Below are 20,732 nucleotides of genomic sequence, written 5' to 3' on the forward strand. Positions count from 1 at the left end.
AATGAAAAAACAACTCAAACATTTCTCACTTTGCTTTTTACTCCTAACGTATTTTACAGTAAGCGCACAAACCTCTCCTAACTTTGCAAATGAAGGAAGAGATTGGTATGTGAGTATAACAACAGGTTCTGGTAAATTAGGAACCAAAGAACGCCCAGCAAAAGATTTAGGAAACATCATTCACTTACTAAAACCTAATGATCGTATTCATATTGCAGAAGGAGTATATATGAGTAAAGGAAAAAGAGGTGCCGATGAGATCAATGTACCCGTTCAAATTTATGGAGGATATGATGTGACATTTTCCACCAGAGATCCTTGGGACGCCCATAAAACAATTTTTACAGGAGTTAATGAATATATGAAATTGACAGATCCCAGAATTTATATCCGTACCGATCAACAACGAGAAAGTAACGGGCAGAAATCTACGGGATCAAATATTGTCGTAGCTGGTATTATTGTAGATAACGGTCCTCGCAACAGATATCATAAAAATGAAAATTTAGCCATACGTCGTAAAGCCAGCCCTGCATCACAGCAAAATCCATCACCAGAATCTGGTGGAATTGTTATTGTGGCTAGCCATTATACCAATGTGACGGTGCAAAATTGTGTGGTGATGAACACAGCACCTACAGAAGGCGCAATCTCAGTACGAGTATTTAAAGGAGGAAAAGGAGTTATAAAAAATAACTTTACCATCAATAATACTGGATATGGGATTCATGCGCGTACAGGCTATGTAGGTTCTGATGCTTCTGTGATTCCACATTTTACAATCACCAATAATACCTGTTTATTTACCTGGAAGCATGACGCTATCGCTTCTTATGGAGGAGATGCTATGGCATTTGATAGCAACCTAACCGCCGATGTGTATAATAATGCCTTAGGCTACGGACACATGGGAGGCATTTATAACAAAGGTGCGAAGCTTAAAATGATGAATAATCTCTTTAGTGGCAATGCAAAATACGATTATAAAGAAATCAATGCTAAAATGGCTGCCGAAGATATGATCGATGAAGCCACCTTAGTACACGAAGAAAGTGACGGGAATCAAGGATTATTAATCAGTATTCCTGTTGGCGAACGATGGGCAAAAATCTATGCAGGAAGAGACATTATCACTAGAGAACAAGTAGATGCAGCGGTAAGTGTTCCTAATACAGGCGCTAATCAATTGCGAAGTATTTTTGGATTAAATGTACAAGGAGGCGAAGTAGCTATGGACGCAGAAGTGTTTTTACCACTCATCACTATTGAAGAAGCCTTGCCAGCAGGTCGTTACGCTTGGAATGGCATGGGATGTAATATCCCGAAACAGGCTCAATAATTCATCTTATAGATATTAGAATATACGTTTTAGGGGTATCAAAATTACTATTATAAAGTTGGGGGACTTTAAAATAGTTTTACAAAACAGTAGTTAGTTTTTTCTAGCTGCTGTTTTTTTAGTGAAACGCTGTTTTAAAGTATTGCAAATTTTACCCTAAGAAGAGGTTACCATAAAGGATTATATCTTAAAACTTTCTACTTGAATTTAATCATACGCATTCGAGTATTAAAGCTTCCAAAATAACGCCTAGTACAACGGTAAATAATTGCGTAATTTTGCAGTGTTTTAGATGAAATTAAGAATGCTTTCGCGAACCTGCCTGCCGGTAGGCAGGAGCGTATTAAATAGATCATAAAAGATTTCATAGAGAGGGTTTCGAAGTACGAGACAACATAGAAAATTAATAATACGAGATCCCCGCCTTCGCGGGGATGAATAAAACCCCTCTCTTTTGGAGAGGGTTGGGGAGAGGAATTATGAAAACAGTAGTAGTTGGACTTAGTGGAGGCGTAGATAGTAGTGTCACTGCCTATCTATTAAAAGAGCAAGGATATAACGTCATTGGGCTTTTTATGAAAAACTGGCATGATGATTCGGTGACAATTTCTGATGAATGTCCGTGGTTAGATGATAGCAATGATGCGATGCTCGTGGCAGATAAGCTCGGCATCCCTTTTCAAACCGTAGATTTAAGCGAAGAATATAGAGAACGTATCGTCAATTATATGTTCAAAGAGTATGAGATGGGGCGTACCCCAAACCCTGATGTGCTTTGTAATCGTGAGATCAAGTTTGATGTATTTATGAAAATTGCATTAAGCCTTGGTGCCGATTATGTGGCGACAGGACATTACTGCCAAAAAGCAACCTTTACCAAAGACGGTAAAGAAATCCATCAGTTACTCGCGGGAGCAGATGCCAATAAAGATCAGTCGTACTTTTTATGTCAGTTGTCACAAGAACAGTTGGCAAAAACCTTATTTCCTATCGGGCATCTTCAAAAGCCTGAAGTTCGTGAGATTGCCTTGGCGCAAGATTTGGTCACTGCTGGTAAGAAAGATTCGCAGGGATTGTGCTTTATTGGAAAAGTGCGATTACCTGACTTTTTACAACAGCAATTACGTCCCAAAGAAGGGGTGATTGTGGAGATTCCTAAAGAAGTTGTACCGCAGATGGTAGGGGAGGATGTGGCTAGCAACGCTTTCGCGAAAGCGGACTTACCCCAACTTGCAGTAAAACCCGTATACCGTGTTTCTGACGGAAAAGTCGTCGCCAAACACCAAGGCGCCCACTATTTTACCAAAGGACAACGAAAAGGACTCGCCGTAGGAGGTACTACCGAACCTTTATTTGTCATCGAAACCGACGTTAATGAAAATGTGATTTACACCGGACAAGGCAAAAGCCATCCTGGTTTATATCGCAAAGGACTCTTTGTGAAAGAAGAAGAAATTCACTGGATTAGAGAAGATCTAACCCTTGCTATAGACGAAATTATGGAAGTGGAAGCTCGAATCCGTTACAGACAACCACTAGAAAAAGCAACCTTATATCGGGTAGAAGGAGGGATGTATGTGATTTTTGATCATCCACAGACTGCCATCGCTGAAGGACAGTTTGTCGCTTGGCATCACGGAAATGAATGTTTAGGATCGGGAGTAATTTCGTAACTTTATAAAAAACTACAAATAATGAAAAAAATTCTATCATGGGTATTCCTACTAATCCCATTTGTGACCTTTGCACAAGAAGATGCATGGGTGTTTTTTACAGATAAACAAAACGTTGCAGAAAGTATTGCAAATCCCATCAGTATTTTGACTCAAGAAGCCATCGATCGTAAAGCAATGCACGGCGTAGCCATAGACGAGAGAGATGTTCCTGTAAATGAAACCTACATTACTGCTATCAAAGAACAAGCTGGAATTACCGTACTTGCTAAATCAAAATGGATGAACTGTGTACACGTACGTGGTTCTGAAGAAGCCATCCAAGCGCTAGAAGACTTACAAATGGAAGGCGAATTTTTTGTGTCAGGGATTGAGTTTGCAGATGATAGTCTCACACGATCTTCAGAAGGATTTGGGTTCATAAAAGACGATCCCGTAGCACAACAACGTATTGAATATACCTATGGCGCTACCGAAAATCAAGTGACTATGTTAAATGCCGATTTTCTGCATCAACAAGACTTCACAGGCGACGGAATCATTGTTGCGGTGCTAGATTCTGGTTTTCCAGGAATAGATACCAACGCTGGTTTTGCACGAACCCGTGATAACGGTCGCTTATTGGACGGTTATGATTTTGTAGATCGAGTTGATGATGAATTTGCCTTTGCCAATAGCAGTCACGGTACCCGTACCGCCAGTAATATTGTCGGCTTTATACAAGATCAGTTTGTAGGAACCGCACCAGATGCTTTCTTATATTGTTTCCGTACAGAAGATGTGAATAGTGAAAACCCTGTTGAAGAATCCTATTGGGTAGAAGCCGCTGAGCGTGCAGATAGTTTAGGTGTAGATGTGATTAATACCTCGCTTGGTTATCGTACGTATGATAATCCCGCTTATAGCCATACCTATGAAGATATGGACGGGCAAACTACCTTTATTTCCAGAGGTTCTAATCTTGCTTTTGAAAAAGGAATGCTATTGGTGACCAGTGCGGGAAATTCGGGTACAGGAATGATTAGCGCTCCAGCAGATGCACCAGGCGTGCTTACCGTAGGTGCTGTAGATAGCAATGGCAATTATGTCAATTTTAGTAGTATCGGACCTTCGAGTGATGGAAGAATCAAACCAGATGTGATGGCAAAAGGGCAAAGTAGTGCGGTCATAAGACCTAATGGAACGATAGATACGAGTAATGGGACGAGTTTTAGTTCGCCTATTATGGCAGGAGCTGTGGCAAGTTTTTGGCAAGCCTATCCAGAATTAACCAATGCAGAGGTGATGCAAATCGTTCGGGAGTCGGCACATTTATTCAATAACCCTACGGCACAGATGGGGTATGGGATTCCAAATTTTGAAGATGCATTTAACAGTGTGTTGAGTGTGGAGGAGTCCGCTTTCGCGAAAGCGTATACACTCTCCCCCAATCCAGCAAATTCAATTGTTCAAATACAATTTCCAGAAGGCGCTTCTCAAGCAACTGTTTTTGTCTATGATATATTAGGCAAAGAAGTGTTCCAAAAAGACATCACAGCAACCGATAATGCGTTGACAATAGACAGACTGACATCGGGTGTGTACATTGTGCAAATACAAGAGGAAGGATTTTCTACAACACAAAAGCTCATCAAAAACTAGTGGGAAACATTACAGATTTATTTGGTATACAATATCCGCTCATACAAGGTGGGATGATTTGGAATAGCGGTTGGCGATTAGCGAGTGCCGTGAGTAATGCAGGCGGACTTGGGTTGATAGGCGCTGCCTCTATGTATCCAGAAGTATTGGTGGAGCACGTACAGAAATGTAAAAAAGCCACCGATAAACCCTTTGGAGTGAATATCCCGATGCTGTATCCGAATATCGAGGAACACATGAAAACCATAGTGGATTATAAAGTCCCTATTGTTTTTACGAGTGCAGGCAATCCAAAACTGTGGACGGCACATCTTAAAAAACATAATATCAAGGTGGTTCACGTAGTCAGTAGCGTCAAGTTTGCTCTCAAAGCACAAGAGGCGGGTGTTGATGCGATTGTTGCTGAAGGTTTTGAAGCAGGAGGTCACAACGGACGGGAAGAGACGACAACGTTCACATTGATTCCCATGGTCAAGGAACAACTAGATATTCCTCTGATTGCCGCAGGCGGGATTGGTACTGGAAGGGGTATGCTCGCTGCGATGGTTTTGGGCGCCGATGGTGTACAAGTCGGTAGTCGATTTGCTGCCAGTGAAGAATCCAGCGCACACCAATTATTTAAACAAGCGATTGTAGATGCTAAAGAAGGTGATACGGTACTCACCTTAAAAGAACTCGCTCCTGTACGTTTGATTAAAAATAAGTTCTATACTCAACTTGCCGAGTTATATCAAACGTCTCCAACTCCAGAACAATTAAAACAACTCTTAGGACGCGCTCGCGCCAAACGCGGGATGTTTGAAGGCGATTTAGAAGACGGCGAACTTGAAATCGGACAAATCTCTGGATTGATTCATGATATTAAACCTGCGGGTCAGATTGTTGCTGAGATGATTGCTGAGTTTAATTTGGCGAAGAATGAGATTGGGAAGTTAGGGGATTTGTAAATAGTTGAACAATGTTAGATGCTGTTTATAATAGTCAGCTTCGAATATCTTTAAAAAACACCTCTCTTAAAGAAACTTCATGAACTACCCTTTATAATCCTAATAAGAGCGAACATAGATGTTTTACGTAACTATTCAGTAAATAGTATTTAAAGATGCATAACGAATTATTATGACTTTATAACTTTAGCATTCTCAAAGCCACGCTTTAATTCCTCAATTTGTTCTTTTTTTAATTTCTCGAATTCTATACGATTAATAGATTCTTTTGAAGAAGGAATATCTATTTGAGTATTTTCTTTTTTGATAATGATATCTTTCACTAGATATGTCTTATCCGAAGTGTCTAATTTTACAATCAAACCAGGTAAGCCTTGATATACATCTGGTCCTTCACTTATATTGATTTGATCTGTGAAGTATGCTGTTATTTTCTTTTCATTGTATACACCCTCTGCAATTTTACAAGAATAGTCTCCTACAGATACGACTTCATCTTTAATAATCCACTTAAAATCTATCAACTGATCAGATACAGTAACAGTCTTTTCTATTAAATGTGCTATTTTAACAAATTCGTTTGAATCTAAATTCTTATATACTTTGTTACTTTTAGGATTTTCAGAAATGACAGTCGTACTCCCATCAGGCATCTCTAATGTACCTGTATATGGTTGGTAACTAGACACTCCTTTACTATATAGTAATGTGAACATCACAGGTTTTCCTATTTTCTTTATAAGGAGTTCTTTAATTACGGGATTATCAATTTGTTTCAATTGATTTTCAATATTTCTAGTTTCTTGATACTGTACTTCTGTGGTTTGAGAAATCAATGGATGCCATGAAAGAAAAATAAAAAGTAGGTATGAAATTCTTTTAATGGATGAAAATAACATATTCTTTGTTTTTAAAATTATTGCAGGTAGCGACCCTGCAATAATAAAAGTTTTTAATTTTCTAACAGTCGGTAATGATAAGCCCTGAACCGTCTTCAAAGATTATAATAATGATTGTACAAGGTCGAGCATCGTCACTAACAATTTCTATTGATTCAATAGATTCTCTATTGTTTTCAATAAATAGTGCACTTTCAGTAGTACTCATAGTCAATGTAGTTTCAGGAGCATTTGCCATTGCTACAGAACTCATTAATAAACAAAGACTAAAACATAAGGATAAAATTAATTTTTTCATAATATGCGTTTTTAAAAGGTTAATAAATAATCGCAAAAGTTGATCAACAAATACATCTTAAAATTATGCAAAAAAACGTGTAGGAAATATAGCTTTTATGTTAATTTTATGTTAAAACTTATATATAAACATTTAGTTTATAAGATATTACGGTTTTAACGTAATATTTAAATTACCTCTAAAGCTAGTGTAAATCTGGCTTTAGAGGTGATTTTGGAAAAAATAACTAGTGAATTCAATGAAAACAAATAAATTTTAGAAGGTGTTATTTAGTGTTAATTGATAATTAGATAGTTAGATGTGTTTTAGATATAGGGAAACTTATGTAAAATTAATAAATAAGCCCAAGAGTACTTTTAATTTCGCCTTTTGTAATGCAGATAAGAATGGATTGATTTTTTTATGTGGATATGTGATACATACATTGTACGCTTTCGCGAAAGCGAAATCAAACAGTGTCTCTATAGTAAACGTATATCCTTTATTTTTTACAAGACAAACTTTGTCATGAAAATTTCTTTAATGTAGAATATTTAGTCCATTTAATATTTTCATAGCTTTCTTATTTATACTAGTTTAGATGCGACTTAATGTATGTGTATATTTTAATCAAATAACTATCTAATGGAACTAAAGGAAATAACAGAAGCCATAAAACAATGGGATACCTCAAGAAAAGATGTTTCTTTGACGAAAAAACTATTCAGCTTAGGAAACTGCTTTACATTTGAATTGTCGGATGCTGTACTTTTAGAAGAAGAGTTTATTCATGCCTATTTGTCGGTAGTTAAAGAGGGTACGTCTGATGTCTTAAATATGCTATTAATCGCATCTAGCAAAGATCATAAAGAACAAGCTGACATCCATAAACATGTAGCAAAAATCCCTGTAATTTCTGAAGCTATACCAAAAGATATTGTAGATCCTGAGGAAGCAAAAATGCGAATTAGGAATTGGGAAAACCATTGTGAAGATTGGCTAGAATCACGTTCAAACCAAAATAAAGAGCTTCATCAGGTGTTTGTCATTCCTAAAAAATATTTAAAAAATAATAGAACGTATATTGCGTTTTTTGCATTGAAAGATGGGGTAGTAACGCCCAATACTATCAACTCATTAGTAGGGGATATGATCGTATGGGATAAGGTAAGTAGTACGATTATTTACCCGAATAGTGATGATACTTCGGATACTTTTTATAATACGGTGCGGCTAGTTCCACCATTTGGTCAAAAAAATAAAGAAAACTTCTTTTTATTGAAACTAGCAGGAATTAAAAATTAACGAAATTGGAAATTAATGTTTGGCTAGAACTTTTATTATTGTTACCAACAGTTACTTCTTTTATAGGAGTTATCATAGGTGGGATATTTTTCAATAAACTAAATGATTACTGTAAGTATATTTATTTTTATTTAGTTGCAGCATTTATTACAGATCTAGCAAGTAGGTATCTAGATATTATAATTAATAATAATCTCATACTTGTTTCTGCTTTTGGATTTATAGAACTACTTATATTTTCAATGATATATTATAAATTATTATCTAAAACACATCATTGGTCATTTAAACCAGTTATTGCAGTTCTCCTCCTCTTAATTATTGTAGACATAATCTTTGTAAAGCCTCTAGATATTCAAAGTTTCAATTCATACGGAAGAGTTCTTGATGGACTTACGATTATTCTTTTGAGCCTCTATTTTTATTGGAAAGTATTAAAAAAGGATGTGATAGTAAAGGTAGAAATATTACGTTTTAATGGAGTTGTCTTATTATTTTTTTTAGTAAATACACTCTTATTTTTAACAACAAATTTTCTTGTAAATACTCCTTATAATGTGGTTTTTTCGATTTTACTGATTAATATTATAGCAACTCCAATTTTTTATATTTTTCTAACGTTTCAATTATGGCTCAATGGCAAGATTCAGAAACCTTAGTTCTCTGGATAACAATCGTTTTTTTAATCGTATTACTTTTAGGAGTGGCGATTGTTGTATTTATACAAATGCACGTAAAACGAATGATCATAGCACAAGAGAAATTAAGTGCCGAAAAAATAAAACATCAAAAAGAGTTACTCGACTCTAGTGTCAAAGTCCAAGAACGTGAACGCGAGCGAATCGCCTCAGATCTTCACGACGAACTTATTGGAAAGCTCAATATCATATTATTAGCATCAGCATCGCAGCGTACAGAAGTTGATACAAAAAAGATGCTTCAAGATAGTATTGACATAGCGCGTAGGATTTCGCATGATCTTTCGCCTCCGTTGCTAGAAGAAACAAGTTTGGCAGAATGGATTCGAGATATGGTATTACCACTCAAAGAGTTTTACACGGTAATTTTAACGATTACAGAAGAATCGTCTCTTTTAATTTCTAAAGACGTAAAGCTACAATTGATACGGATTATTCAAGAAGTGATTAATAATTGTATCAAACATGCTAAGGCGACCCAAATGGCATTCACCCTGAGAGAAACTAAAAAATACATCGCCTTAAAAATCACAGATAACGGAGTTGGCTTCAAAACTATAGAAAAACCAGAAGGTCTCGGACTTAGAAACATAGAACTCAGAATGCAACTCTTAAATGGCACCTACAAACTCACCTCTTCAAAGGAAGATGGAACAAGCTTAGTACTACTCGTAAAATTTCCTATCGCATGAACAAAACACCTTGCCATCTAGCCATCGTCGATGACGATCAACTCGTCGTCGAATTATTAAAAAATTTCTTTAAAGAAAAAGCTGCTATACAGGTTACAATTACTGCACATAACGGACTTGACTTCATAGAAGCCTTAAAAAATACCAATACGATTCCAGATCTAGTTTTACTCGATTTACGTATGGATAAAATGAATGGAATTGATACGATGGCGATACTCGAAAAAGAGTTTTCGAGTATAAAAATTGTGGTTTTGTCCTCTCATTATAAAAGGTCGTTTATGGGGTTTATGCTCAAGTCGGGTGCCAATGCATTCTTGCCTAAAGGTATCGCTCCTGATACGCTTCTAGAGGTGCTACAGGAAGTACACACCAAGGGGCATTATTTTTTGCCAGAACAAATAGATGTGATTAAAGAACAACTTTCTAGCAATACTCCAAAAATAACTTTAGAATCTCAAGACCTACTCTCAGAAAGAGAGCTCGAAGTCTTAAAATTAATTTGTCTTCAACTCACCGCCAAAGAAATTGGAGAGCGCCTTTTTATTACCCAACGTACCGTAGAAGGACATAAAAACCGAATTCTTTTAAAGACAGGTGTTAAGAATACCGCAGGATTAGTCCTCTACAGCGTACAACACCACCTCATCCAACCTGAGGATTATTTTATAGGATAATCTTTTCATTTTCAATGCTATAATGAATTTTTTGCGATTAGGTGTAATTACCCTAATGATCAAATGAGGTAAATACATCCTATGTTTTGTACCTCAAATCCTTTTGCTTTGTATTCATAGTAATTAAATCTTTTTATGATGAGCAGACAACGTAAAGAATCAACATGGATCACCAGAAAAACGCACAGAAGTGTCGTGTATGCTACAATTGTAAAGCGACTCTGTAACTGATCTAGTAGTTCACAAAAAAGACTAGATTTTAAAATCTCTTACTATCCTTATAAGAAGCAGTTTTTTAAGAACTATACCAAAGTATAACAACGCTAAATTCACTTTTAGTACATCTCATTTTTAACATAAATACCTCATTATCTTATGACTATTTCAGATCAAAAGTATGATTTGGGCGGATTTAATATGGTTGTTTCCGTCAGACAATTAACCCTTAACAGTCAATTTTCAGCTTTACATCGTAGAATCCCAAAACCGACTAAAGACATTGATGTAAAAGACGAAAATTATGGGTTGAAAGCTTCTTTATTACCCCATAAAATTCAATTGTTGGCAGAACCAGAACAGAAAAAACAAAGAGCCTATATTGGTGTTAATTTTAAAGTAAATAAGTTTGTTGGAGAAGACCATACCTACGAAAATATAACACCCTCTAATTGGGAAATTCTTTATCTCAGCACATTAGTCCAGAAAGAAATTCAGGAAGCGGATTGGTCACCAGAATCTTGTCATCTTGAAGACTCCATAAAAGCCCATATTGGAGAACTTAGTAAATGGGAAGAACTACAAATTAAAAAGCTTTACTTCACTTTTACAAAAGACAGACTAAGTGAACTTGCCGATCTTAGTATGAGTTCCCTTCCGGGAAATATGACTCAGCGTGATAAAAGTATTCTCCTTGAGTTGTTAGATACGTACTACAACATAACAGGACTCATGAAGACTCAAAATATCCTAGCTTTGAGTCCTCAGGTTCCAGAAAATTATCAGTATAGCAACCCAGAGCATATGTTTTGGGGAAGTAAGCTGCATCATTCGCTTACCTATAACAAAGAACGCCCTCAAGATAGTTTACTCAATTTTATGGCGATGTCTTTACACCAGCCAGCTCCAGCAGAAGAATTCCTCAGAGATGATAATGACCCGCGCGGAAAGCTGTATTACACACCAAATTTCAATGGCACAGATCATCCAAATGATGCAGGAGGAATCCTCCGCTATTCTCAGTCCCATTTTATTATGAAGGGCTTTATTGATTCCTTAAATTATATTATCCGGTTACAAAATGGGAGTCATCCTACCCAATGGGATTTTAAACAAATAGCTCCAGGAAAATGGGGAACTTCATTTCATACCGAAGTAAGAAAAGGAATATTACAAAGTGGACTCCCGTATTCTTTCTCAACGGTCAATGCATATACCTTTGAAGCAATTGATTTTAACCATCCTAAACATGGGCATTGTGTAAAGGTAGATATCAATGGTTCTATTATTCGTCATGCGACAGCAAGACGTTATCCAGCACAATCCGATATGAAAGCTAAACTCGTCTTGTATCTAACAATTCATGACGGTCGTCATTTCTTTTTTTATGATGATCCTGAATTTTCACGTAATAAACATGCGTGGCCCGAGATTTCCAATGAAAGCGATTATCAAGCTTATATCCGTTTCGCAGACAAACAAACAACATCTGAAGGGAAGCATTTTGGACAAGTTTCACGATTTTTTCTAAAGTATCATGGTCCCGAACGTACCATTTTTGATCCGAAACATTGGCGCAATCGTGCTACACCTGTTTTTTTTCCTACTAGTAATGATTTTCGATTATCATCTCCAAGTATGATGTATTACCGCTCATTCAATAATCTCAGAACATATTTTAACTACAATAACTAAAAAAAAACAGTCATAAAATGGAAATTTATAAAACTCACAAACACGACCACCTCTTTAACATTCCTTCTAGAATAGATGGTGCAAATGACCAACTCAATATTACAGTAAACTCAGACCTGATGAAGCAATACAGCCCTGGTGCACACCCAGAACCTATTGCTAGAAAAAATTTGAGAACGATTAAAGACTCAGAAGGCTTTCCAATGGTTTTTTTCTTAAATGATGAAAACCAATTAGCGCTTGCTTATAAATTACCTTCTTTTGAACAAGGAAAGGAAGAATGGGAAACAATAAACATTTCAGACAAATTATTTAAAAAACATTTTCCAGATAGGAATAACCTAAGTATTACTACTTTTGAAGTAGGTCAGACAAAGTCAGGACATTTCAAACTACTTCTAGAAATTTACGAAAAAGAGAAAGATACAAGTCATTTGTTGACATCAGGTTCTATCTCTAATAAGATAGATGAAGGCTTTTTAGAGCGCATAAATAGGTTTGAAAGCCGTGGATTTCTTTCAGGAAAAGCCCAGAAAATTCTGGTAGGAACTGCAGCACTCAACTTAGATAATGGAGATAGTTATGAGCCCCTTGAAGTAGTTTGCACACTTCATCAGGGAGATTTAAAGTATTATTTCTGGAAGTCAGCAGGTTTAGGTACTCCTGAAGCTAAATGGTATGAATTTACTTTAACGACTACAGCAGCTAATCTTAAAGCGATTGCTCCCATGCAAAGTATTGATGGGTATGGCGTATATGCTTTAGTTGAGCGAGACAATATTGAGACATTAAGTCTTAATGTTTTAGTAGATGTAGATGGAGGGATGCAAACCATACGTCGAGAATTGATCAAGCCCCCAGGTGGAATTGGCTCTATGGATTCCGCACTGTCAAATGATGATGAGCATACCGACCTTTACCTTGGAGGTGACGGACTTTGGGTACATAAAGCCGAAAGTTTAGGGAAAAGCATTGCAGCTACAAATCAGCCCATCCGTCTTACTAAAGAAAATGAACTCAAAGGTATTCAACAACTTTTTACGGTTAGTGACCATAAGGAAGTAACTTTACTGACGCTTACTCAGGAAGGTATTCTCTATCGATTACGTCGTAAGCTTGATATAAATACATTAAATACTTATATCGCAAACCCTGAGTATCTAAGCCCAGTGCCTATTCATAAAGATCTTAAAGAATTTCATCCCACGCTCGGTTGGGATGGACACGGAGAATCATTAATTCTTATTGACAGAGAAAATAAAATGTCTCGTTTTGAGCACAGTACAAGCGGATGGCATGAAAAGAATATTCCAATTCCCAACGAGAAGACAATAATCAATGAAATAAATTCTTCAACAACACAGATCAATATTCACAGGCAAAATGGTCAAGCGTTCAACAGTGAGAAGCATAATGAGTTTGTTCGCCCTAGTTTCACCTTACGATGTGAAGAGTCAATAGAAGTGCTTATAAATGGAAAACATGAGCGTTTACTTCCTCACAAGGATACCTTAGTATATCCAGATATGAATGGTAAGATTACTATTGTAAATCAGACGGGTACGCCAAGTATTCCAAAATTAATCCTAACAAGTTCTTATTTTGAAGATATTCTAAATGTGAATCCTTCCACAAAATTACACAACAAATTACATTCTTATAATAATGAAGAAGATTTAGAACGTGATTTGGTAGATCAGAATACACAAGAGAGTCTCATTCCAGAAACACATAAGCAGAACATAGGACCTGTTTTCAAAGCCACAGCAAATGTTCAACAAATTGATTTAGCAATGATGCTAGATCGTGGTGAATTGATTCAATTTACGGGCGACGTTGATCCTGTAAACACTTGGCGATTATGTATAGCGAATGGTCAAGCAAGTTATATAGAAGGCGATGAAGCATTAGCAGATATCTATGGAAACTGGTTTTGGGATGCATTAAACTCTGTAGCTTCTGATGCACTTCGATGGGCTGAAAAAGCAATATCCGATACTATTTGTTTTATTGTTAAAAATATAGAAGGCGTTTGGCATTTTGCAATAAAAATCGGAGAAGAAATGTTTCGTTTTGTGGTAAAAACAGCTGCCCAAATATATCAAGCATTTAAAACTATCTTGAAACAAGGGTTAGGTATTGATCTAGATGCTATTTTTAAATGGATAGGTTTTCTTTTTAGCTGGAAGGATGTGATAACCACCTATAGTGTATATTCTAATATAGCATATCAAAGTTTTAAACAGGGAGAACATAGAGTACAGGAGTTAAAAGAGGGAGCAGAAACATTAATTGAGAATATTCGTGGCGAGATCAAAAAATCCTTTGGAAAATTAGAAGCAGATTCAGATTTAAAATATAGTATTGACAATCATCAAAAAAATGGGAGGCAGCATGAACGTCCTGAAGCTACAAAGGCAACAAGCATGACACATACAAGCCCAGGAGGAAATTTTGGTCTATTTCAATTACAAAATGGAGGTTTGATTAAACAGAATAATGAAACAGGAGTACTCATTGCGCCTGCTCTTAATTTAGATGTAGATATATTTTTAGAGGAGATCAAACAGAAATTAACTGAAGCGGGAATTGATTGGGAACAACATCTTAAAGATTTAGAGGGGTGGATAGAAGGAGTAATCAATGACTTAGTAAGTATTATAAACAATGTTCAAAGAATGTTTCAAGGCAGGATAGCGAACCCTGCTAATTTGTATAAAAGTATTGAGCATTTGCTCGATAAATTAGCAAGTGGAGGAAAAGTACTTGTAGGTGTTTTGTTTGATATCGTAGGAGATATCTTTAAAATATTTGAGCGAATTCTATTTGAAGAAATGATCCCAAACTCCTATATAAGTGGGTTATTTGATTTAATAATTCAATTAGGGGGTGGAGAAAATCTACCTGTCCAAAGTAGAAGATTAAACCTAGTAAATTTCTTCATGTTAGTCATGGCGATTCCTACAACGTTGGTATTTAAAATGGTGACAAATCGGGCTCCTTTTTCAGATACAGGTGGTATGGAGCACCTTAATAGAGAAGCTCTTTTCAAAACCTTAGAAGAAGGAAAAATGCCGATGAGGGTTTATAAAGACTTATCACATATAAAAGGAATTACAAATGGTATTTTAAATGTGTTAGAAAGCCCTCTTACCATCGTAAGTACGCTATCTGGAGGAGCTATACCACCGTATTTGAATTTACCTATAGACCTGATCAGAATTACTTGTAATACACCTTATGGGACTCCGATGGTGACGAAATATGGAGCATGGGTAGTACACTGGATTACACTCGGGGCGAATATATACGGTATTCTTAGCCCTGGTCCTTCAGGAAAAATTTTAAGTGTACTTAAGTTTATCGTAAAGATCACTACCATGTTGTATGGCGGGTACATATATGTAGATAATCTAGTTGCTATTGCGCATTCGGATTTTAAAGACAAGGAAAATATCGATAAGCATATTGTAAATAATTTGTGGGAATTATTTTCTAAGTCAACATCAACCATTGGAGGCTGTACATTAAACATAGCCACTTTTGATGATGAACCTGAATCAAAAGCAGCACTTATGATCCTAGGAGTAAGCTTTAATGCTGTATCTGATAGTAGTGAATTGTGCCGCGCAGGAACCATGGCCTATTTGGATGTAGCTCCTTTAGATATCGTTAGAAAATAGTATTATATAATAAAAAATAAATAGATTATGAGTACAGAACAAAATACTACTGAAGTAAACGAAGTACGAAAAGTGTGTAGTTATAAAATATACACTCAAGATGGAAAATTTACAGAGATGGGATCAGGAAAAATCACTTTACTGATTAACTATGGCGGAGGTTCAGATGGAAGAACTCCTATTACAGGATTAGGCATGACTATGGAAGGGAGTTCAGAAACAGATCAAGTATTAATCCCTTCTGGTTTTGAATCTAGCAGAGGTGGTGTTAGTATGCACGTACGTCTTAAAGGAAATGGAACTGCCGTGAATTCTATTGTAGGCACATTGACACGTCCATTATCTTGGAGCGCAAGACTTATTCTTCCTGGAGAATATAGATATGTGGGAAGTCCTTTTAAAGATGTACTTCCTGATCCTTCTTCTCCTCAAAGATTTGATTATTATTACATTTTGTTACGTGAGGATGATGCGGAAGGTCTTGAGGATACAGCGCCTATATCTTCCTATTTCGATTAAGAAATATAAAGGTGTACATAAAATAACATTCAAAAAGAGACTGTCAAAAAAAGGCAGTCTCTTCTGTTTTTTACAATTCGTTTTTAGAGTATTTAAAATAGTATAGGATTTTTTATTTACACGCTTTCGCGAAAGCGTACCCTACAAATAACAAATCCTATGGCTACGAACTCTTCTTTACATATTTCGTAACAATCACCACTTGCTGTCCGTTAATTCTTCCTTCAATATGCTCAGCATTATCGTGAACCAATGAAATATTACGCATAAATGCACCACGTTTGGCTGTAAAATTCGCGCCTTTGACATCCAGATCTTTAATGAGTACCACACTGTCTCCTTGAGAAAGTCTGGTACCATTTAAATCTTTATGAATGATAGTATTTTCATCTTCTATAATATGGTCTCCAGTAGCCTCAGCCCACTGTTGAACCTCCTCTTCCAGATACATCATATCGAGTAAATCCTGAGGCCATCCTTCTTTTTTAAGTTGATGAAGCATACGCCAAGCAACAACCTTTACAGCATCTACTTCGCTCCACATACTATCATTCAAACATCGCCAGTGATTGGAGTCGATTGCTTCTGGATCTTCTAGCTGTGTTGCGCAAGGAGTACATACAAGAATCTGCTCTTCTTTAGGAATTACGGTATAAGGTTGTAATCCTTCATCATGACTACATAATTCACATACCGTACTCCTTTTTTGTAATTCTCTCAGATTGCTCATAATATCTTAGGTTGTTGTCATCGCGAAGAAACAAAAAAATAGAGTGTATCCTTATATGTTTGAATGTTTTTAATTGAGAAAAGAGAACTTAGAAAATAGATAAAAAGGCTATAGAGTAGAGAGCAGACAAAAAAGAATATAGAGAAGAGATGAAAGAAAAGAGACTTGGAAGCTGGAAGCTAAAAACGATCAACACTAATTATGAATATAAAAAATCTCTTTTCTTTCATCTCTTCTCAAAAAAACTTCTCATTTCATGCTTCCAGCTTGCAACCTTTAAAATGAATGATCTCCAATCGTTAATCTACATCCTCTTTCTTCTTCCTCAAGTCAGTTTTTACAAAGAATCCAATTTGAAAACGATCAAAGGTGTTGACGTTAAAATCATTTTTAAGGTAGCCAACTTGTGTACTCAGGTTTTTAGAGAAGTTGTAGCCTACAGCTCCAAACAAGCGATTTTGTCCAAAAAAGTCATCTTGTAGATTGATAAATATTTCGTCATACGCAGTGAGAAACCACTTGTCACTAAGCGGATATGTGAGTCTTAAAAAATAACGGGCACGATGCTGCGTGTCATTTCCCGAAAGGGGATTATCTATAAAACGTTGTTCTAACCGATACCGATGTGAGAACTTCAATTTTCCTAACGAGTTACGAAGCACAAATTGCTGATAAATACGATGCTCAGCAACATTTTCTTCACCGTCAGGATCTTCAAAGGTAGGATCTGTACTAATATATGCATAGCCAAAAGTTGCCATCGCTTTGTCTGAAATATGATAATTTAATCCCGTTCGGAGTAACAATTGATTGAAATTATCAGCAAACTCATAGTTACGATATTGTACCTCGGCGTGGATGCTTAATTTTTCAGAGACTTGATTGGTCGTAAAGAGCATATACCAAGCGCCAAGACTGCTTTCTCCATTGTTTTGCGAATGTACGGTACTTGCAGTAGTTGCTACTAGAATAAGTGCTAAGAATATTTTTTTCATATATGAAATGCTCTCATACTTCAGATTGAGGTATGAATTATAAGTAAATCTTAAAGATCGGTTTTTTCTAGTGTATTAGTACTTCCTTTTAAATATTGATCTAAAAATTCTTTTACTTTTTTAGAAGCTTCGATTTGGTTTTCCTTTTTGACAAACCCATGACCTTCATCTTCAAAAAGGACATATTCTACAGGCACGCCATTTTTTCGGACGCCTTCTACAATTTCATCACTTTCTACTTGTAATACTCTAGGATCTTGAGCACCTTGCAGTACCAGAAGTGGTTTTGTCACTTTATCGGTATGGAATAAAGGAGATATTTGTTTTAGTCGAATAGAATCTGCGGTATTTGGATCGCCCATTTCGTCATATAGCGCATCTTTAAAAGACGCCCACCACGGCGGGATACTTTTTAAGGTACGCACCCAATTGGTGACGCCAAAATAATTAACGCCTACCTTAAATTCTTCGGGAGCAGCTGTTAGTGCTGCCATGGTCATAAAGCCACCATACGAACCTCCCATGATTCCTATTTTATCAGCATCGATCACGTCTTGTTGTGCTAGCCAATTTTTTCCTGCAATGCAATCCTTCAAATCTTTATCTCCATGGTTTTGATTGTCCATTTGATAAAACGTTTTTCCATATCCACTACTTCCTCGGTTGTTTACTGCAAGTACAGCATAGCCATGATTGACAAGGTATTGAACATTAGAAGAGAAACGAAGTGTAGATTGTCCGCCAGGACCTCCATGCACTTGTACTAGAGCAGGAACTTTGTTGTTTGCATTCGCTTGTTTTGGTTGGAAATAGATGGCAGGAATCTCAACGCCGTCAAAAGACTTAAATCGTACAACTTTCCCTTCTACCAGATCAGCTGGGTCAATTTCTTGATTTAATACATCTGTTAATTGATAATATTCTTTGGTCTGCATATTATACGAATATGTATCTGAGGGTTTTGCAGAACTACTTACTTCTAGTATTGCCATCGTTTCATCTCTAGAAAACCGAACTCCGGCAATAGATTGTCCATCGATTTCAGGAAAATCAATGGTTTTTCCAGTAGCCACCTCAGTAACTCTAAGAACTGTTTTTGCATCTTCATTCGTATAAAACACATTGTAAGTGCCATTAAAAGAGAAATAATAACTGAGGACTTCCCATGTATTGTTAGTGATACGTTCTGTGGTGCCTGTAGCAATATCATATCTTGCTACGTAGGTATTTTCAGCACCAGCATCTGTAGAAAAGTAAAGCGACTTTCCATCTGGAGAAAAATCCAAATGTGAGTTACTACTTTGTTCAGAGTTTACTTTCTTTTGCTCTTTCGTTTCTGTATTTACAATATATAAGTCGCTATCATTGGTATTAATGGCTTCAGACAATGTGATGTATTTTCCATCATCACTCATCGCATTAAAATCACGTGCATTCTCCACTTTATAAACAAGCTTTGACGTGTAGTCATTCATGTTCATTTCATAATGATCTAAAAATTGTGGATCACGTTCATTACTTCCGTAAAAGAAACGTTCTCCATCTTTAGACCAACCTCTGAAAGCCGTTCTTACATTTTCTAGTGGGGTCAATGCTTTAATATCATTTCCATCTTTCACAAAGATTTTATAAACCTCATCACCGTTCCCATCCATTCTAAAAAGAATACGATCATCTTTTGGGAAATAAGAAATTCCATAAATAGAACTACTATCGCTTTGCGTAATTGGGGTTAATTCTCCTCCTTTAGCAGGAATTGTATATATATTATTGATCCCTGAACGATTACTCGTTATTAAGACTTTTGAATTATCAGTAGAAAACCCATTTGCCCAAGCACTTTCATTATCCATAAATTGCTCAATGGTGTATTGCTCGATTACTTTAGTAACGGATACATCTTCTTTCTTCTCTTTCTTACAAGAATAGAAAGAAACCATACATATACCTACGATTAAAACGAATGCTTTTTTCATGTGATAGGGTTTTAATTATATAAATTCCCCTCCCTATTGGGAGGGGTTAGGGGAGCGCTTTAATTCATTTGGAAACGTTTAATTTCCTTAAATGGCTTAACATCCAGTGCTTCTAGTTTTGATTGGAATGGTGTCCACTCTTCTGTAAAGAAGGTGTTGGTCGTTTCAAGTGCGGCTTGAAACTGATCTTTAGCTTGCTGGATCAATAGGTTTTCAGTAGCTGTTAATCCATTAGGACGACTTCCAGCATACCCACGAGCGAGACCAATGCGACGCATTACAGTCATTTCTGGGTTACGTGTGATTCCTTGACGTTTATCTTCTTTACCTAAATAAAGCGCAATCACCTCATCAATACGTTTAACCATCTCTCCAATACTTTTTAAATCGTCTTTATGTGCATCATCTTCATCAATTTTCTTAAGCATCTTTTTATAATCTTCGGCAATTGTTTTGCTTTCTACGAGTTGCTTCACAGCATCGGCGGCAGTTTGTGTGAGTCCTTCTAGTGTTTTTCCTACTTCGTATGCATCATTAATTGCTTTTTGTGGCACATCTATTCTAGGATCAGATTCCACGGTAATTGTTGAGGTACTAGTCTGATCTCCATAACTCATTTCTAATCGGTACGTACCTGGTTTTACATCAACTCCTCCTGATTCATTGGTACGCTTACGTACACTACGAGAGGGTCTATCTCCTCCAGCTTCATTCATAAACCATCGTGTTTTATGAATCCCAGTACTGTCTGGTGTTTTCCATTTAAGATG

The 20,732-nt window shown here is 36.5% G+C and carries 16 protein-coding genes and 1 pseudogene; 11 read left to right on the top strand and 6 right to left on the bottom strand.

Annotation, left to right across the window (positions count from 1 at the left end; genetic code table 11):
* The 4 genes from Q0505_RS01370 to Q0505_RS01385 all read left to right on the top strand — a co-directional run.
* On the top strand, positions 1–1,339 hold a 1,339-nt coding region (locus tag Q0505_RS01370; RefSeq protein WP_299207978.1), incomplete at its 5' end, for a hypothetical protein.
* Between the two features lie 479 nt (positions 1,340–1,818).
* Positions 1,819–3,012 carry a tRNA 2-thiouridine(34) synthase MnmA gene (mnmA, locus tag Q0505_RS01375; protein ID WP_299207980.1) on the top strand — a complete coding sequence of 398 codons (1,194 nt, stop codon included), beginning with the start codon at positions 1,819–1,821 and terminating at the stop codon, positions 3,010–3,012.
* A 21-nt stretch (positions 3,013–3,033) separates the two neighbouring features.
* Complete coding sequence (locus tag Q0505_RS01380) at positions 3,034–4,653, top strand: S8 family serine peptidase (protein ID WP_299207982.1); 1,620 nt, start codon at positions 3,034–3,036, stop codon at positions 4,651–4,653.
* Entirely contained in the window at positions 4,653–5,600 is a 948-nt protein-coding gene (locus Q0505_RS01385) for a nitronate monooxygenase (protein ID WP_299207984.1), read from the top strand. The genes Q0505_RS01380 and Q0505_RS01385 overlap by 1 nt, the downstream gene beginning before the upstream one ends.
* A 170-nt stretch (positions 5,601–5,770) precedes the next feature.
* On the opposite strand, the gene Q0505_RS01390 is transcribed toward Q0505_RS01385, so the two are convergent.
* Both Q0505_RS01390 and Q0505_RS01395 read right to left on the bottom strand, forming a co-directional pair.
* A complete protein-coding gene (locus Q0505_RS01390) occupies positions 5,771–6,499 on the bottom strand; it encodes a GLPGLI family protein (RefSeq protein ID WP_299207986.1) in 729 nt (242 codons plus the stop codon).
* Between the two features lie 61 nt (positions 6,500–6,560).
* The gene (locus Q0505_RS01395; protein WP_299207988.1) at positions 6,561–6,752 is read right to left on the bottom strand and encodes a hypothetical protein; all 192 of its coding nucleotides are present in this window, start codon (positions 6,750–6,752) and stop codon (positions 6,561–6,563) included.
* Between the two features lie 669 nt (positions 6,753–7,421).
* On the opposite strand from Q0505_RS01395, the gene Q0505_RS01400 reads away from it, so the two are divergent.
* The 7 genes from Q0505_RS01400 to Q0505_RS01430 all read left to right on the top strand — a co-directional run bounded on the left by Q0505_RS01400 (position 7,422) and on the right by Q0505_RS01430 (position 16,261).
* Positions 7,422–8,081, top strand: coding sequence for a hypothetical protein (locus Q0505_RS01400; protein WP_299207990.1), 660 nt, complete (start codon positions 7,422–7,424; stop codon positions 8,079–8,081).
* Between the two features lie 5 nt (positions 8,082–8,086).
* Positions 8,087–8,740, top strand: a complete 654-nt coding sequence (locus tag Q0505_RS01405; protein WP_299207992.1) for a hypothetical protein — start codon at positions 8,087–8,089, stop codon at positions 8,738–8,740.
* Entirely contained in the window at positions 8,710–9,471 is a 762-nt protein-coding gene (locus Q0505_RS01410; RefSeq protein ID WP_299207994.1) for an ATP-binding protein, read from the top strand. The genes Q0505_RS01405 and Q0505_RS01410 overlap by 31 nt, the downstream gene beginning before the upstream one ends.
* The gene (locus tag Q0505_RS01415) at positions 9,468–10,148 is read left to right on the top strand and encodes a response regulator transcription factor (protein ID WP_299207996.1); all 681 of its coding nucleotides are present in this window, start codon (positions 9,468–9,470) and stop codon (positions 10,146–10,148) included. Before Q0505_RS01410 ends, Q0505_RS01415 begins: the two co-directional genes overlap by 4 nt.
* A 375-nt stretch (positions 10,149–10,523) precedes the next feature.
* Positions 10,524–12,059: a hypothetical protein gene (locus Q0505_RS01420; RefSeq protein ID WP_299207998.1), complete on the top strand. Its 1,536-nt coding sequence runs from the start codon at positions 10,524–10,526 to the stop codon at positions 12,057–12,059.
* Positions 12,060–12,076: 17 nt separating this feature from the next.
* The gene (locus Q0505_RS01425; RefSeq protein ID WP_299208000.1) at positions 12,077–15,742 is read left to right on the top strand and encodes a hypothetical protein; all 3,666 of its coding nucleotides are present in this window, start codon (positions 12,077–12,079) and stop codon (positions 15,740–15,742) included.
* Positions 15,743–15,769: 27 nt separating this feature from the next.
* Positions 15,770–16,261 carry a hypothetical protein gene (locus tag Q0505_RS01430; protein ID WP_299208002.1) on the top strand — a complete coding sequence of 164 codons (492 nt, stop codon included), beginning with the start codon at positions 15,770–15,772 and terminating at the stop codon, positions 16,259–16,261.
* Positions 16,262–16,424: 163 nt separating this feature from the next.
* Here the strand turns inward: Q0505_RS01430 and Q0505_RS01435 are convergent, their stop codons facing one another.
* The 4 genes and pseudogenes from Q0505_RS01435 to Q0505_RS01450 form a co-directional block, all read right to left on the bottom strand.
* On the bottom strand, positions 16,425–16,991 hold the full coding sequence (locus Q0505_RS01435; RefSeq protein WP_299208004.1) for an alkylphosphonate utilization protein: 567 nt from the start codon (positions 16,989–16,991) through the stop codon (positions 16,425–16,427).
* Positions 16,992–17,290: 299 nt separating this feature from the next.
* A complete protein-coding gene (locus Q0505_RS01440; protein ID WP_299208006.1) occupies positions 17,291–17,986 on the bottom strand; it encodes a DUF2490 domain-containing protein in 696 nt (231 codons plus the stop codon).
* A gap of 50 nt (positions 17,987–18,036) precedes the next feature.
* Complete coding sequence (locus Q0505_RS01445; RefSeq protein ID WP_299208007.1) at positions 18,037–19,962, bottom strand: S9 family peptidase; 1,926 nt, start codon at positions 19,960–19,962, stop codon at positions 18,037–18,039.
* A 59-nt stretch (positions 19,963–20,021) separates the two neighbouring features.
* Positions 20,022–20,732 (bottom strand): annotated as a pseudogene (locus Q0505_RS01450) (hypothetical protein); the annotation flags it as partial.

Origin of the sequence: uncultured Dokdonia sp., from assembly GCF_937910895.1 — a bacterium.
GTDB lineage: Bacteria > Bacteroidota > Bacteroidia > Flavobacteriales > Flavobacteriaceae > Dokdonia.